General features: G+C 36.7%; 15 protein-coding genes. 14 read left to right on the forward strand and 1 reads right to left on the reverse strand.

Features of this window, described 5'->3' with window-relative positions; translation table 11 throughout:
* The first annotated feature begins 100 nt into the window (after positions 1-100).
* The 7 genes from AABL52_RS05545 (at position 101) to AABL52_RS05575 (ending at position 7,000) form a co-directional block, all read left to right on the forward strand.
* Positions 101-742: an O-methyltransferase gene (locus AABL52_RS05545; RefSeq protein ID WP_000389094.1), complete on the forward strand. Its 642-nt coding sequence runs from the start codon at positions 101-103 to the stop codon at positions 740-742.
* Positions 743-749: 7 nt separating this feature from the next.
* Positions 750-1,679 (forward strand): peptidase U32 family protein, encoded by a 930-nt coding sequence (locus AABL52_RS05550; RefSeq protein WP_000742772.1) that lies wholly within the window; start codon positions 750-752, stop codon positions 1,677-1,679.
* Between the two features lie 18 nt (positions 1,680-1,697).
* Positions 1,698-2,978 (forward strand): peptidase U32 family protein, encoded by a 1,281-nt coding sequence (locus AABL52_RS05555; RefSeq protein WP_000217964.1) that lies wholly within the window; start codon positions 1,698-1,700, stop codon positions 2,976-2,978.
* Between the two features lie 18 nt (positions 2,979-2,996).
* Positions 2,997-3,635 carry a uridine kinase gene (udk, locus tag AABL52_RS05560; protein ID WP_000537082.1) on the forward strand — a complete coding sequence of 213 codons (639 nt, stop codon included), beginning with the start codon at positions 2,997-2,999 and terminating at the stop codon, positions 3,633-3,635.
* Between the two features lie 278 nt (positions 3,636-3,913).
* Positions 3,914-4,390 carry a transcription elongation factor GreA gene (greA, locus tag AABL52_RS05565; protein ID WP_000179964.1) on the forward strand — a complete coding sequence of 159 codons (477 nt, stop codon included), beginning with the start codon at positions 3,914-3,916 and terminating at the stop codon, positions 4,388-4,390.
* A 91-nt stretch (positions 4,391-4,481) separates the two neighbouring features.
* Positions 4,482-6,236: a peptidoglycan D,D-transpeptidase FtsI family protein gene (locus tag AABL52_RS05570; RefSeq protein ID WP_341519026.1), complete on the forward strand. Its 1,755-nt coding sequence runs from the start codon at positions 4,482-4,484 to the stop codon at positions 6,234-6,236.
* Between the two features lie 116 nt (positions 6,237-6,352).
* On the forward strand, positions 6,353-7,000 hold the full coding sequence (locus tag AABL52_RS05575) for a YrrS family protein (RefSeq protein WP_061677217.1): 648 nt from the start codon (positions 6,353-6,355) through the stop codon (positions 6,998-7,000).
* A 35-nt stretch (positions 7,001-7,035) separates the two neighbouring features.
* On the opposite strand, the gene AABL52_RS05580 is transcribed toward AABL52_RS05575, so the two are convergent.
* Complete coding sequence (locus tag AABL52_RS05580; RefSeq protein ID WP_000010984.1) at positions 7,036-7,251, reverse strand: YrzA family protein; 216 nt, start codon at positions 7,249-7,251, stop codon at positions 7,036-7,038.
* 136 nt (positions 7,252-7,387) lie between these two features.
* Here AABL52_RS05580 and AABL52_RS05585 point away from each other — a divergent pair, with 136 nt between their 5' ends.
* The 7 genes from AABL52_RS05585 to AABL52_RS05615 all read left to right on the forward strand — a co-directional run bounded on the left by AABL52_RS05585 (position 7,388) and on the right by AABL52_RS05615 (position 15,201).
* A complete protein-coding gene (locus tag AABL52_RS05585; RefSeq protein ID WP_341519027.1) occupies positions 7,388-8,026 on the forward strand; it encodes a class I SAM-dependent DNA methyltransferase in 639 nt (212 codons plus the stop codon).
* A 14-nt stretch (positions 8,027-8,040) separates the two neighbouring features.
* Positions 8,041-8,736 carry a 5'-methylthioadenosine/S-adenosylhomocysteine nucleosidase gene (gene mtnN / locus AABL52_RS05590; RefSeq protein ID WP_001217038.1) on the forward strand — a complete coding sequence of 232 codons (696 nt, stop codon included), beginning with the start codon at positions 8,041-8,043 and terminating at the stop codon, positions 8,734-8,736.
* Positions 8,737-8,818: 82 nt separating this feature from the next.
* Positions 8,819-9,742 carry an O-acetylserine dependent cystathionine beta-synthase gene (locus tag AABL52_RS05595; RefSeq protein ID WP_098237843.1) on the forward strand — a complete coding sequence of 308 codons (924 nt, stop codon included), beginning with the start codon at positions 8,819-8,821 and terminating at the stop codon, positions 9,740-9,742.
* 3 nt (positions 9,743-9,745) lie between these two features.
* Positions 9,746-10,879 (forward strand): bifunctional cystathionine gamma-lyase/homocysteine desulfhydrase, encoded by a 1,134-nt coding sequence (locus AABL52_RS05600; RefSeq protein WP_061677223.1) that lies wholly within the window; start codon positions 9,746-9,748, stop codon positions 10,877-10,879.
* A gap of 259 nt (positions 10,880-11,138) precedes the next feature.
* Positions 11,139-13,742, forward strand: a complete 2,604-nt coding sequence (adhE, locus tag AABL52_RS05605) for a bifunctional acetaldehyde-CoA/alcohol dehydrogenase (protein WP_341519028.1) — start codon at positions 11,139-11,141, stop codon at positions 13,740-13,742.
* Between the two features lie 126 nt (positions 13,743-13,868).
* The gene (locus tag AABL52_RS05610; RefSeq protein WP_341519694.1) at positions 13,869-14,096 is read left to right on the forward strand and encodes a YrhC family protein; all 228 of its coding nucleotides are present in this window, start codon (positions 13,869-13,871) and stop codon (positions 14,094-14,096) included.
* Between the two features lie 157 nt (positions 14,097-14,253).
* Positions 14,254-15,201 (forward strand): ABC transporter substrate-binding protein, encoded by a 948-nt coding sequence (locus AABL52_RS05615; protein ID WP_341519029.1) that lies wholly within the window; start codon positions 14,254-14,256, stop codon positions 15,199-15,201.
* Positions 15,202-15,204 lie beyond the last annotated feature (3 nt).

Raw genomic sequence — 15,204 nt, forward strand, 5'->3', positions numbered from 1 at the left:
ACGTACAAGCTAAGGGTAAAGCTGGCTTGTATTTTTATTGCATTCTATGTGTGAAAAGACGTCATAGAGGCACTTCTCCATGTAAATAAGGAGGACCATTATGGAGGATGCAGTTAACGAGTACCTATTATCATTTATTGATCCAAAAGATAAATTAATTCTTGAAATGGAAGATTATGCGAAAGAAAATCATGTGCCGATTATGGATCGACTTGGAATGGAATTTATGTTGCAATTTTTACGTTTAATTGGACCAAAAAGCATTTTAGAGCTTGGTACAGCAATTGGTTATTCTAGTATTCGTATGATGCAAGCTATTCCAAATTCTCGCATTGTGACAGTTGAACGCAATCGCGAGCGATATGAAAAAGCGCTTGAATATATAGAACGTTCACCAGTTAAAGAGCGTATTTCCGTTATTTACGGTGATGCGTTAGAAACAGGTGAGCAAGTAGAAGAACATGGAACATTTGACGTTATTTTTATTGATGCAGCAAAAGGACAATATCGTCGCTTTTTTGACTTATATGAACCGTTATTAAATCCTGGTGGCGTAATTATTTCAGATAATGTTATGTACCATGGGCTTGTAACGACAAAAGAGAAAATTGAAAACAGACGTACACGTGGTTTAATCCGTCGTATTAAGACGTATAATGAATGGCTTATGAATCATGAAGGATATGATACAACGATTTTCCCAATTGGTGATGGAGTAGCTGTTAGTAAAAAGAGAGGGTGACCAAGGTATGAAGAAACCTGAATTGTTAGTAACGCCAAAAGCAGTGGCGGATATCGAACCTCTTGCGAAAGCAGGAGCAGATGCGGTAATGATCGGTGAGCAAAAGTTTGGTTTACGTTTAGCAGGGGAATTTTCACGTGAAGATGTGAAACAAGCTGTGAAGATTGCACATGAGAACGGTGTGAAAGTATACGTAGCAATGAACGCTATGTTTCACAATGATAAAGTAGACGAATTAACAGATTATGTTGCATTTTTAAACGAAGTAAGTGTAGATGCAATTGTTTTCGGAGATCCAGCAGTATTAATGGCGGTCCGAGAAGTAGCGCCAAATATGCAATTGCACTGGAATACAGAAACAACAGCAACAAACTGGTTTACTTGTAACTACTGGGGACAAAGGGGAGCAAAACGTGCTGTATTAGCTCGTGAGCTTAGCTTGGATGAAATTGTTGAATTAAAAGAAAATGCTGAAGTGGAACTTGAAGTGCAAATTCACGGTATGACTTGTATGTTCCAATCGAAGCGTTCATTAGTAGGAAACTACTTTGAGTATCAAGGACGTAATCTTGACATTGAAAAGAAAAAATATGAAGAGAATATGTTCTTATATGACCCAGAGCGTAACAATAAATATCCAATTTATGAAGATGAAAATGGTACTCACATTATGAGTCCAAACGATATTTGTTTCATCGATGAGTTAGAAGAGCTAATTGACGCTGGAGTCGATAGTTTAAAAATTGATGGTGTACTAAAAAGCTCTGCATACATTATTGAGGTAACGAAGAAATATCGTAAAGCAATTGATTTATGTGTAGAAAATCGTGATGCGTATTATGACGTGAAAGACGATTTATATAAAGAGATAGAAGAAATGCAACCAGTAAATCGTCCGTTAGACACAGGATTCTTCTTTAAAGAGACGGTTTACTAAACGAGGAGGGTGTAGGAAATGACTGTACAAGAAATTTCACGAGTGATCGATGGCAAACGCGTTATTGTGAAGAAACCTGAACTGTTAATCCCTGCGGGTAACTTAGAAAAATTAAAAGTAGCTATCCATTACGGGGCAGATGCTGTATATTTAGGTGGACAAGAATTTGGTCTTCGTTCGAATGCAGGTAACTTTACACTGGAAGATATGGCAGAAGGTGTTGAATTTGCAAAGAAATATGGAGCAAAAATATATGTAACAACAAATATCTTTGCACATAATGAAAATATGGACGGGCTAGAGGAATATTTAAAAGGGATTGAAAAAGCTGGCGTAACGGGAATTATCGTTGCTGATCCGCTTATTATTGAGACGTGTAAACGTGTAGCGCCTTCTGTTGAAGTGCATTTAAGTACACAACAATCACTATCCAACTGGAAAGCAGCACAGTATTGGAAAGAAGAAGGTTTACATCGTCTTGTGTTAGCTCGTGAAGCAAGCTATGAAGAAATGAAAGAAATTAAAGAAAAAGTGGATATTGAAATTGAAGCATTTGTCCATGGTGCAATGTGTATCGCATATTCAGGCAGATGTACGTTAAGTAACCATATGACAGCACGTGACTCTAACCGTGGTGGTTGTTGTCAATCTTGCCGTTGGGACTATGATTTAGTTCAAACAGTATCACAACATAAAGATGCAAAAGAGCTTCCTCTATTCCAAGAAGAAGATGCTCACTTTGCAATGAGTCCAAAAGACTTAAATTTAATTTTATCAATTCCGAAAATGATTGAAATTGGAATTGATAGCTTAAAAGTTGAAGGACGTATGAAATCAATCCATTACGTAGCGACTGTAGCAACGGTATACCGTAAAGTAATTGATGCGTATTGTGCGGATCCGGATAATTTTGAGTTTAAACAAGAATGGTTAGATGAGCTTGATAAATGTGCAAATCGTGATACAGCTCCGGCATTCTTTGAAGGGGTTCCAGGACATCAAGAGCAAATGTTTGGAAATCATAGTAAGAAAACAACGTATGATTTCGCTGGTTTAGTGTTAGATTATAATGAAGAAACGGGCATCGTAACGATTGAGCAACGTAATCATTTCAAACCAGGACACGAAGTGGAGTTCTTTGGACCAGAAATAGAAAACTTTACGCAGACGGTGGAGAAAATTTGGGATGAGGATGGAAACGAATTAGATGCAGCGAGACATCCGCTGCAAATCGTGAAATTCAAAGTGGATCAACCAGTGTATGTGAATAATATGATGCGCAAAAGCATACTTCAATAAGAAAGAGTTGATAGTCGAATGGGGACGAATAAGCCTGTTGTAATTGGAATTGCTGGTGGTTCGGGATCAGGTAAAACGAGTGTAACGAAAGCGATTTTTGACCATTTTAAAGGTCATTCTATTTTAATCTTAGAGCAAGATTATTATTACAAAGATCAAAGCCATTTACCAATGGAAGAGCGTTTAAAAACAAATTATGATCATCCGCTTGCGTTTGATAATGATCTGTTAATTGAACATTTGCAGCAGTTGCTTGCATATGAGCAAATTGATAAGCCTGTATATGACTATACATTGCATACGCGTTCAGAAGAAGTTATTCCAGTTGAGCCGAAAGATGTAATCATTTTAGAAGGAATTCTTATTTTAGAAGACCCACGTCTTTGTGAGTTAATGGACATTAAGCTATTCGTTGATACAGATGCAGATCTTCGTATTTTACGCCGCATGCAGCGTGACATTAAAGAGCGCGGTCGTACGATGGATTCAGTTATTGATCAATACGTAAGTGTTGTACGTCCAATGCACAATCAATTTATTGAGCCTTCTAAGAAATTTGCGGATATTATTATCCCTGAAGGTGGACAAAACCATGTTGCAATTGATATTATGGTGACAAAAATTGCAACAATTCTTGAACAAAAAGTAAATTTGTAATAGCATAGTAAAAGATATACGATAGGAAGGGATTTTTTCCCTTCCTATCGAATACAATGAAACATGCAACCTCATCTATATATAGGTGAGGGCATATTTATATCAACTTTCCATACATATCTTCTTTATATAAAGAAGAATTGGGAATACGGGGTTGTATGTGACAACTCCGCTAGTACAGGCGTGCTAGAAACCTCCGCTATACATATAAGTGGGGGAGTTTTCATATGGAACTCCTCTTTTTTTCGGGGGATTGGTATATAAAAGGAGTGGAAAATATGGCAACAGAAAAAACATACCCTATGACGCAAGAGGGTAAGCAAAAGTTAGAGAACGAACTTGAAGATTTAAAAACGGTAAAACGTAAAGAGGTTGTAGAGCGCATTAAGATTGCACGTAGCTTCGGAGATCTTTCTGAGAACTCTGAGTACGATGCAGCGAAAGATGAGCAAGCGTTCGTAGAAGGACGTATTACACAATTAGAAAACATGATTCGTAACGCAGTTATCATCACAGATAATGGCGAAGAATCTACAGTTGTTACATTAGGTAAAACAGTAACATTTAAAGAATTACCAGGTGGAGATGAAGAATCTTACACAATCGTAGGTAGCGCAGAAGCAGATCCATTTGAAGGAAGAATTTCTAACGATTCTCCAATTGCAAAAAGCTTATTAGGTAAGCAAATTGGTGAGAAGGTAGCAATCCAAACTCCAGGTGGAGAAATGCAAGTAGAGATTATCTCTGTAAAATAATAAAAAATCACTCGTGTAAAAGCGAGTGATTTTTTTATTTGTATAAAAGATGAAACACTCCGTCCAAACTATAATGGACGAGGTGTTTTTTATGAAAATAAAACGGAGAATTACAATTGTTTTAATTTGTTTTATAGGTGTCATGCTTATTTTACTTTGTCGTTTACTTCAAATACAAATTATAGATACAGAATCATTTACAGATCGTAAGATAAATTTAATTGAAAAAAGTGTTACACAACGGACGCAGTCCATTACGGTAGATGATGGACGAGGCCATTTTATAGATCGGAACGGTAAGGAAATAGGTGAGAAAAAGTATCCTGTTTTAATTGTTTTTCCATTTCTACAAATAAAAAATGACATGTTAGAGAAAATTGCGCATATCATTGGTGTGTCGAGACAAGAGATTGAAAGTCAAATGAAAGACAAGAAAAGTGCATTTATCGTGCAAAGGGGAGATGGACCATTTCACTTGGCACGAGAGCAGATGGAGAAGGTGAATCAATTAAATGTATTAGGTATTGTAGCAGCTGAAGTTCGTTTACGGCAAACTGACGCGATGAATCATTTAATTGGCAATGTAGGGGAGAATGAACGAGAATTTCAAAAACGATACGGAGAAGTAAGAAGAATTTCAAGGAAAACGCCAATTGGCATTTCAGGATTGCAGCAATCATTTGATGAATTTCTTTTGACCGATGGAGAGGCAAAAGTATTGTATCAAGTGGACCGACAAGGAGAACCGATTTTTGGAAAACAAGCGAAATATACTGCGCCAGGAAATCCATTTTATCCAGTGACGATTCAAACTACTTTACATAACGGATTACAGCAAAAAGCAGAAGAAGTGGTTGAAGCAAGCGAAATAAAGAAGGGAGGACTAGTATTACTTGATGTAAAGAAAAATGAAATTTTAGCGATGGTCAGTAAACCATCTGTGCAGGTGAAGGATGAGCGCTTATATACAACTACACTTGAAAATCAAATGTTAACACCACATTTTCCCGGTTCTGTTTTTAAAACAATAGTTGCAGCGGCAGTGATTGATCAAAATGAAAATGTGTTAAATCGTACATTTAATTGTAATCAAGATTTATATGGTGAAGACCACCCGCAAGTTATGATGGGTACACTTAGTTTTAAAGAGAGCTTTGCTAGAAGCTGTAACAGGACGTTTTCAGAGTTAGGTAACGAGCTAATACAAAAGGATAAGATGGTGTTAGAAACTTACGTAGCAGCTTTAGGAGCCGCTGGTAAGGTTGGATGGAAAGGTTCTGTATTTCATACAACTCATTTTGAGCAAATGCCAGAGGAGAAGAAGGTTACGATTTGGGGTAGTGAAGGAAATAAGAATAGTAAAAAGGCGGTAGCGCAAACAGCAATTGGACAGAAAGATGTACGTATGTCACCTCTAGCGATTGCAAATATGATGGCGACGATTGCTAGGGATGGAGAAAAGATGGAAGTGAAAGCTGTGGAAAAAATAAAGTATAAAAATGGAACGGACTTTTATACTTTTGAAGACCATACATTAGGTGGAAAACAGCTTTCGTATGAAGCGGTGAAAACATTACAAGAGTTATTAAGGGGCGTTGTAACAACGGAGAAAGGAACAGGAGCAGCATTCAGGTCGTTGCCACTAAGTGTCGCAGGAAAATCTGGGACAGCGCAAACAGGAAAAGGGACGAAAGTGAATCGGTGGTTTGCAGGTTATTTTCCGTATGAAAATCCAAGATATGCTTTAGTTGTCGTGGATATAGAAACGAATAGTAGTGAAAATAAAGTTACACCTATTTTCAAAGCTATCGTAGAATCAATCTATCGATTAGAGAATGAAAAGTAATCTTGCAATTCATAGTGAAATGTTTTCATTTCGTGAAAATATTATTGTAAATGTTCAACCTTTCTAGATTTAATGTTACAATAGCAAGTATGAAAAACTGCATGGAGGTTTGAAGAATGGCAGGAGGATCTAGATTCCAACAGAAACAACAAAAACGTCGTCAAAACGGTGTTTTAAATATTGCAATTGCAATTGTATTAATATTAGTAGCTATTGTATCATATCAATTGTTTGTTCCTGAAAGAAAAGAACAAGCGTCTTCTAGTGATAAAAAAGTAGCTCAGCAAACAACGAAAGAGAATAAGGCTGAGAAAGCTAAAGGTAAAGAAGAGACGAAGAAGAACGAGCAAGATAAGGCAGATGCTAAGAAGCAGGAAGAAGAGAAGCAAAAGGCTGAAGAAGAACAGAAAAAAGCTGAAGAAGAAGCGAAAGCTAACGAGAAAGTATCAGCTGAAAAAACACAGCCAAAGGCAACTGACGCTTATACGAAACCTTCTTGGAAGCCAGTAGGTACAGAGCAAGGTGCAACACCTGCGATGACGTTTAAAAAAGGTACAGCAGATTGGAATGAGATGAATCAAGCTATTTCAGCTGCAATTGACGTTCCAGTAGAGCAATTAGTTATCCATAGAATTGGAAATAACGGTAAGAATAAAGCTTACGGTAACGTACAAGATAAACAATCAGGCAAAAAATATTATGTGAATATTGATTGGGTAGACAATGAGGGCTGGAAACCAGTACTTGTTCAAACTCTAAACTAAAAAAGAGAAGCTCCTTAGGGGCTTCTCTTTTTTAGTTAGCGTAATTTCTTTAATTTAAAATGAACAACCGCGCTATAATATGGTCTTTTGCTTTCGGGATCCATAACCATTTGATGCGAGATGTGATGAACTTCAAGCATAAGTGCTTTATTATTATCGATTTGTTCACTAATTTTTCGTTCCAAAGAAGCTAAGTCTCCTGCTTCGAAAAACTCTACTTTATCTTCTAACATTTCAAAGGTAAATGACACGAAGACGACCCCTCTCCTATGTAATCAACTATAGTGTAACAAAGAAAAGAAGGAAATACCATGTACATTTCAATTGACATTTTTGGAAAGAGGGCATATTATACTGATAAAACCGATAAGAAAAAGGGGAATTTTTATGGGTACAGAATTTAATGGTTTATTTGATGAGTGGGCTCATACGTACGACTCATTTGTACAAGGCGAAGATATACAATATAAAGAAGTTTTCGCCCGTTATGAGGACATTCTAGAGGATGTAGTTAACAAGTCATTTGGTAATGTATTAGAATTTGGTGTTGGTACAGGTAATTTAACAAATAAATTATTACTTGCTGGCCGCACAGTTTACGGTATAGAACCGTCACGTGAAATGCGCATGATTGCAAAAGAGAAATTACCGCAAGAGTTTTCCATTACAGAAGGTGATTTTCTTTCGTTTGAAGTCCCAAATTCAATTGATACCATAGTAAGCACCTATGCATTTCATCATTTAACAGATGATGAAAAAAATGTAGCGATTGCGAAGTATAGTCAATTGCTAAACAAAGGTGGTAAAATAGTGTTTGCTGATACGATATTTGCAGATCAAGATGCATATGATAAAACTGTTCAAACAGCAAAACAAAGAGGTTTTCATCAGTTAGCAAACGATTTGCAAACGGAATACTATACACGTATTCCAGTCATGCAGTCTATTTTTGAAAACAATGGCTTCCATGTAACGTTTACGAGATTAAATCATTTCGTTTGGGTAATGGAGGCAACTAAGCAATAGAAAGAGGGATTAGATTGAGAATTGCTGTAATTGGAGCAATGGAAGAAGAAGTACGTATTTTACGTGACAAATTAGAACAAGCAGAAACAGAAACGGTTGCGGGTTGTGAATTTACGAAAGGACAATTAGCAGGACATGAAGTAATCTTGTTAAAGTCTGGTATTGGTAAAGTAAATGCAGCGATGTCAACGACAATTTTATTAGAAAGATATAAGCCTGAAAAAGTAATTAATACTGGTTCAGCTGGTGGCTTCCATCATTCTCTAAATGTTGGAGATGTAGTTATTTCAACAGAAGTTCGTCATCATGACGTAGATGTAACAGCATTTAACTATGAGTATGGTCAAGTACCAGGAATGCCGCCTGGATTCAAGGCTGATGAAGCATTAGTTGCATTAGCTGAGAAATGTATGCAGGCAGAAGAAAATATTCAAGTTGTAAAAGGTATGATCGCAACAGGTGATTCATTTATGAGTGATCCGAACCGCGTTGCAGCAATTCGTGATAAATTTGAAGATCTTTATGCAGTAGAAATGGAAGCAGCAGCTGTTGCACAAGTATGCCACCAATACGAAGTTCCGTTTGTTATTATTCGTGCACTTTCTGATATTGCTGGTAAAGAATCAAATGTTTCATTTGATCAATTTTTAGATCAAGCAGCTCTTCATTCTACAAACTTTATCGTAAAAGTACTAGAAGAGTTAAAGTAATGTAACAAAAAGGCAACTGTCTCATATAAAGAAAATACATACAGTTGCCTTTTCTTTATTGGCAAATAAGGGGGAGAACACGATGAATGTATATCGTGGAGTTCATGAGTTGATTGGTCATACACCAATTGTAGAAATTACTCGTTTTTCACTTCCGGAAGGGGTCCGTTTATTTGCAAAGCTTGAATTTTATAACCCAGGTGGAAGCGTTAAGGACCGTTTAGGAAGAGAATTAATCGAAGATGCTCTAGAAAAAGGGCTTGTTACCCAGGGTGGAACAATTATTGAACCGACTGCTGGAAATACTGGTATTGGACTGGCACTTGCAGCGTTACAACATGATTTACGCGTTATTGTTTGTGTACCAGAGAAATTTAGTATTGAAAAGCAAGAACTAATGAAAGCACTAGGTGCAACGGTCGTGCATACACCAACTGAGCAAGGAATGACCGGTGCAATTGCAAAAGCAAAAGAATTAGTAAATGAAATACCGAATTCATACTCTCCAAGTCAGTTTGCGAATGAAGCAAACCCACGTGCTTATTTCAAAACATTAGGTCCTGAACTTTGGGATGCACTGAACGGAGAGATTAACATATTTGTTGCTGGAGCAGGAACTGGTGGTACATTCATGGGGACTGCATCTTATTTGAAAGAAAAAAATGTAGATATAAAAACGGTTATTGTGGAACCAGAAGGGTCCATTTTAAATGGTGGTAAAGCTGGTTCGCATGAAACCGAAGGGATTGGCCTTGAATTCATCCCACCATTTTTGAAAACATCTTATTTTGATGAAATTCATACAATTTCTGATCGAAATGCATTTTTACGAGTGAAGGAATTAGCCCAAAAAGAAGGACTGCTTGTTGGGAGCTCGTCAGGAGCAGCATTTCATGCAAGTTTACTGGAAGCAGAGAAAGCGGCGCCAGGTACAAACATTGTAACGATTTTTCCTGATAGTAGTGAGCGCTATTTAAGTAAAGACATATACAAAGGATGGGAATAAAAAATGAGAGCAAAGACAAAGTTAATTCATGGTATTCGCATAGGAGAACCTTCAACTGGATCTGTAAATGTACCGATTTATCAAACAAGTACGTACAAACAAGAAGCAGTTGGTAAGCATCAAGGATATGAATATTCACGTACAGGGAACCCAACACGTGCAGCTTTAGAAGAAATGATTGCTGTATTAGAAAACGGTCATGCTGGTTTTGCATTTGGTTCAGGAATGGCTGCTATTACAGCTACAATTATGTTGTTCTCAAAAGGTGACCACGTTATTTTAACAGATGATGTGTATGGTGGAACGTACCGCGTTATCACGAAAGTATTAAATCGCTTCGGTATTGAGCATACATTTGTAGATACAACAAATCTAGAGGAAGTTGTAGAAGCAATTCGTCCAAACACGAAAGCGATTTATGTGGAAACACCAACGAATCCATTACTGAAAATTACTGATATTAAGAAAATATCTACTCTTGCTAAAGAGAAAGATTTATTAACAATTATCGATAACACATTCATGACGCCATATTGGCAGTCGCCGATTTCTTTAGGAGCAGACATTGTACTTCATAGTGCAACGAAATATTTAGGAGGTCATAGTGACGTAGTTGCAGGCCTAGTAGTTGTAAATAGCCCGCAATTAGCAGAAGACCTTCACTTTGTACAAAACTCAACAGGAGGCATCCTTGGCCCGCAAGATAGCTTCTTACTACTTCGTGGTTTAAAAACATTAGGAATTCGAATGGAAGAGCATGAAACGAATTCACGTGCAATTGCTGAGTTTTTAAATAACCATCCAAAAGTAAATAAAGTATATTATCCAGGTCTTGCCTCACATCAAAACCATGAATTAGCAACAGAACAAGCAAATGGATTTGGTGCTATTATCTCATTTGATGTAGATAGTGAAGAAACATTAAATAAAGTACTAGAGAAATTACAATACTTTACACTTGCTGAAAGTTTAGGAGCAGTAGAAAGTTTAATTTCTATCCCATCTCAAATGACACATGCATCAATCCCAGCAGATCGCCGCAAAGAATTAGGAATTACAGATACATTAATTCGTATTTCTGTCGGTATTGAAGACGGTGAAGATTTAATTGAAGATTTAGCACAAGCGCTAGCATAATAAAAATGCACTGCTAATATAGAGCAGTGCATTTTTATTATATTATTTTGTGAAATATTTCACAAAATAGACATACACAAACGAAATAATTTCATGTATATTAAGTTCATGAAATGTTACTCACGAACAATCTTGTGAAATTATTCACAAACAATGAGGTTCATGTAGGAAAGCAACTCTATTTTTTTGCGCTAATCGGGACTTATTATGACCTATAGGGTCTTATTTAGTCCACGATAGCAGAATAGGAGGAATTTACATGGTAGTCAAAGAGAAAGTTGTAAATGAAATGCAGGAAGTAAAAGAGATGATTGATACGTTAGTGAATAACGGTCAAAAGGCCTTACAAGCATTAGAAAGTTTTACACAAGAGCAAATTGACAACATTGTTCATGAAATGGCATTAGCAGGTGTTGATCAACATATGCCGCTTGCCAAGTTGGCTGTTGAAGAAACGGGTCGTGGTGTATATGAAGATAAATGTATTAAAAATATTTTTGCTACTGAATATATTTGGCATAGCATAAAGAAAGATAAAACAGTAGGGATTATTCACGAAGATCCTCATGAAGAAATAATAGAAATTGCAGAACCTGTCGGTGTAGTAGCTGGGGTAACGCCAGTAACGAATCCAACGTCGACAACAATGTTTAAAGCATTAATCGCGATAAAAACGAGAAATCCAATTATTTTCGCATTTCATCCTTCAGCACAAAACTGTTCCATTGCAGCGGCGAAAACAGTATATGATGCAGCGGTGAAGGCGGGTGCACCAAAACATTGTATTCAGTGGATTGAAAAACCTTCTGTAGAAGCTACGAAACAATTAATGAACCATGAAGGTGTTGCGCTTGTTTTGGCAACTGGAGGAGCAGGTATGGTGAAATCAGCTTATTCTACTGGAAAACCAGCGCTAGGTGTAGGTCCTGGTAATGTACCATGCTATATAGAGAAATCAGCGCATATAAAACGGGCTGTTAATGATTTAATTTTATCAAAAACATTTGATAACGGTATGATTTGTGCATCAGAACAAGCAATCATTGTAGACAAGGAAATTTATGATGATGTGAAAACAGAAATGATTGCAAACAATTGTTACTTTGTAACAGAAGAAGAGAGAAGAAAATTAGAAAAGCTTGTTATTAATGAAAATACATGTGCAGTAAATAGTGATATTGTAGGGAAATCAGCACAGTACATTGCCGCATTAGTTGGAATTACTGTGCCTGAAAATACAAAAATGCTTGTAGCTGAAATACAAGGTATCGGAGCAGCATATCCACTATCTCGTGAGAAACTGAGTCCAGTATTAGCTTGTGTAAAAGCAAATTCACAAGAAGAGGGACTTACATATTGCGAAGACATGTTAGACCTTGGTGGTTTAGGACATTCAGCAGTTATTCATTCTACAAATAAAGAAGTACAAAAGCAGTTTGGATTACGTATGAAAGCTTGCCGTCTTATTGTAAACGCCCCTTCATCACAAGGTGGAATCGGTGACATATATAATGGATTTATTCCATCACTTACGCTTGGTTGCGGTTCGTATGGGAAAAACTCAGTTTCTCAAAACGTAACAGCGACGCATTTATTAAATATAAAAAGGTTGGCAAATAGAAAAAAGAATATGCAGTGGTTCAAATTACCACCAAAAATTTATTTTGAAAAACATGCGACAGCATATTTAGCAAATATGCCTAACATTTCACGTGCATTTATTGTAACGGATCCAGGAATGGTTGAGCACGGATATGTAGATACGGTTACGCATTATTTACGTAAACATGCAAATGATGTAAAAGTTGAAGTTTTCTTTGAGGTCGAGCCAGATCCATCAGATGAAACTGTCTTTAAAGGTGCGGAAATGATGAGAAGTTTTAAGCCAGATGTAATTATTGCACTTGGTGGTGGTTCAGCGATGGATGCAGCGAAAGGGATGTGGCTTTTCTATGAGCACCCAGAAACAACATTCTATGGAATTAAACAGAAGTTTTTAGATATAAGAAAACGTACATGTAAATATCCGAAATTAGGAAGTAAGGCACAGTTTGTTGCCATTCCAACAACATCAGGAACAGGATCAGAAGTGACACCATTCGCGGTTATTACAGATAAGAAAAATAATATAAAGTATCCACTCGCAGATTATGAATTAACGCCAGATGTAGCAATTGTTGATCCACAGTTTGTAATGACAGTACCGCCACATGTAACAGCAGACACCGGTATGGACGTATTAACGCATGCAATCGAGGCGTATGTGTCTGTTCTAGCAAATGACTATACAGATGGATTAGCATTAAAGGCCATTGATCTCGTATTCAAATATTTACCAAGAGCATTTAAAGATGGAAATGATGAAGAAGCACGAGAAAAAATGCATAATGCTTCTGCAATCGCAGGGATGGCATTTGCAAATGCTTTCCTAGGTATTAACCACAGTTTAGCACATAAAATTGGACCAGAATTTCATATTCCGCATGGGCGTGCGAATGCAATTCTTATGCCGCACGTAGTTCGCTATAATGCTATTAAGCCAAGAAAACACGCATTGTTCCCAAAATATGAGCACTTCGTAGCTGATGAACGCTATGCACATATTGCGAGAATGCTCGGTCTTCCAGCGAACTCAACAGTAGAAGGTGTGGAATCACTCGTCCAAGCAATTATTGAACTTGGAAAAAGTTTAAATATTAATATGAGTATTGCGGGACAAGGAGTTGCTAAGGACCAGTTTGAAGAGGTTGTTGGATTATTAGCAGAAAGAGCTTTTGAAGATCAATGTACAACAGCTAATCCAAAATTACCTCTTATTTCAGAGCTGAAAGAAATTTATATGGAAGCATATAAAGGAGAGTAATGCTTATGAAAGAGTCGCAATAAAGCGGCTCTTTTTCTTTTGGAAAACATCTCCCAGAATGTCTGTATTTACTTGTCTTTAAGTGTAATAGAATATGATACAGTGAAATGGAGGAGTGAGAATATGATGAAAGAATTACAAGAAAAAATAGCAGATTATACTCGGTTCGGACAAATCCTTCTCGCTGTAAGTACATTGTTAATGGTTGGCTTGTTGATTCCGAGTGGAGCAAAAGAAGCAATACAATCTTTTGTTATGATGGGGAGCATCGTTATATTTTTAAGTTTATCCTTCTTTTTCTTCCAGCGTGTGAAAGTGATGCGAGACGAGTTAGAGGGAAACGAATGTGAATAATATTGATAAATAGAGCGTTACAAAAAGAAGGAATCTTTTTTGTAACGCTTTGTGTTTTTTCTAGAAAATGTATGCGTTTTATATTGACAATGATAATCCTTATCAATTAAAGTAGAATAGTAGTTAATGATTATCATTATCAGTTAGAGGTGGAAGAATGAAAAAATCTATTACGCTATTCACAGCGATTTTATCTATTTTTTTCTTGTTAATAGGTTGCAATGCAAAGGAAAACGAAAAAGCATCTGCAACAAAAACAGAAAAAGGAAAAGAGAAAATCGAAGTTACCGACCTGTCAGGAAGAAAGGTAACATTCGATAAAGTGCCAGAGAGTTTTGCAACATTAAGTATGGGAGACATGAATATTATTCATGCGTTAGGCGGAAAAATAGTAGGTCGTCCGGATGCAAAAATAACGCTTCCAGAGGATATAAAGAAAGTACAAGTAATTGGGAATGCGCATCAGCCGAATTTTGAGCAAATTGCTAGCTTAAAGCCGGATGTACTTATTGCTAATAATGGGTTTCAAAAGAATGTTCCAACGGTGGAAAGACAAGGAACGAAAGTAATGATTTCTTCTGCAAATTCTGTACTAGATATTCAAAAGAATATTGAACTATACGGAACGATTATGAAGAAAGAAGATAAAGCAAAAGAACTTAACCAAAAAATTAATAATCAAATGAAGACATATGAGAAAAAAAGCGATGTAAAAGCATTGCTAGTGTATGGGGCACCAGGTACGTATTTAGCAGCATTACCAACATCTTTATCAGGTGATATTTTAGAAAAAACAGGCGGGAAAAATATTGCAGCTGATTTTCCGGAAATGAAGGAATATCCGCAATATGCGCAGCTAAGTGTAGAACGTATTATTGAGGCAAATCCAGATGTGATTTATTTAATTACACATGGAGATCCAAATAGCGTTAAAAAAGCATTTGAAGGCGAAATGATGAAAAATGAAGCGTGGAAAAATTTAGATGCAGTAAAACAAAATCGTGTAGTGATTTTGCCACCAGACTTATTTGGATCAAATCCTGGAACAAAAGTTACAGAAGCGATGGACTTTATGTATAAAAGTATACAAGATGTAAGGAAATGATAC

The organism is Bacillus paramobilis, assembly GCF_038096195.1.
Classification (GTDB): domain Bacteria; phylum Bacillota; class Bacilli; order Bacillales; family Bacillaceae_G; genus Bacillus_A; species Bacillus_A mobilis.

Coding starts and splice junctions, on each gene's coding strand:
- udk (WP_000537082.1), top strand. CDS start 2,997: ATGGGGACGAATAAGCCTGTTGTAATTGGAATTGCTGGTGGTTCGGGA.
- AABL52_RS05610 (WP_341519694.1), top strand. CDS start 13,869: ATGAAAGAATTACAAGAAAAAATAGCAGATTATACTCGGTTCGGACAA.
- AABL52_RS05615 (WP_341519029.1), top strand. CDS start 14,254: ATGAAAAAATCTATTACGCTATTCACAGCGATTTTATCTATTTTTTTC.
- greA (WP_000179964.1), top strand. CDS start 3,914: ATGGCAACAGAAAAAACATACCCTATGACGCAAGAGGGTAAGCAAAAG.
- adhE (WP_341519028.1), top strand. CDS start 11,139: ATGGTAGTCAAAGAGAAAGTTGTAAATGAAATGCAGGAAGTAAAAGAG.
- AABL52_RS05555 (WP_000217964.1), top strand. CDS start 1,698: ATGACTGTACAAGAAATTTCACGAGTGATCGATGGCAAACGCGTTATT.
- AABL52_RS05545 (WP_000389094.1), top strand. CDS start 101: ATGGAGGATGCAGTTAACGAGTACCTATTATCATTTATTGATCCAAAA.
- AABL52_RS05595 (WP_098237843.1), top strand. CDS start 8,819: ATGAATGTATATCGTGGAGTTCATGAGTTGATTGGTCATACACCAATT.
- AABL52_RS05600 (WP_061677223.1), top strand. CDS start 9,746: ATGAGAGCAAAGACAAAGTTAATTCATGGTATTCGCATAGGAGAACCT.
- AABL52_RS05585 (WP_341519027.1), top strand. CDS start 7,388: ATGGGTACAGAATTTAATGGTTTATTTGATGAGTGGGCTCATACGTAC.
- AABL52_RS05570 (WP_341519026.1), top strand. CDS start 4,482: ATGAAAATAAAACGGAGAATTACAATTGTTTTAATTTGTTTTATAGGT.
- AABL52_RS05550 (WP_000742772.1), top strand. CDS start 750: ATGAAGAAACCTGAATTGTTAGTAACGCCAAAAGCAGTGGCGGATATC.
- AABL52_RS05575 (WP_061677217.1), top strand. CDS start 6,353: ATGGCAGGAGGATCTAGATTCCAACAGAAACAACAAAAACGTCGTCAA.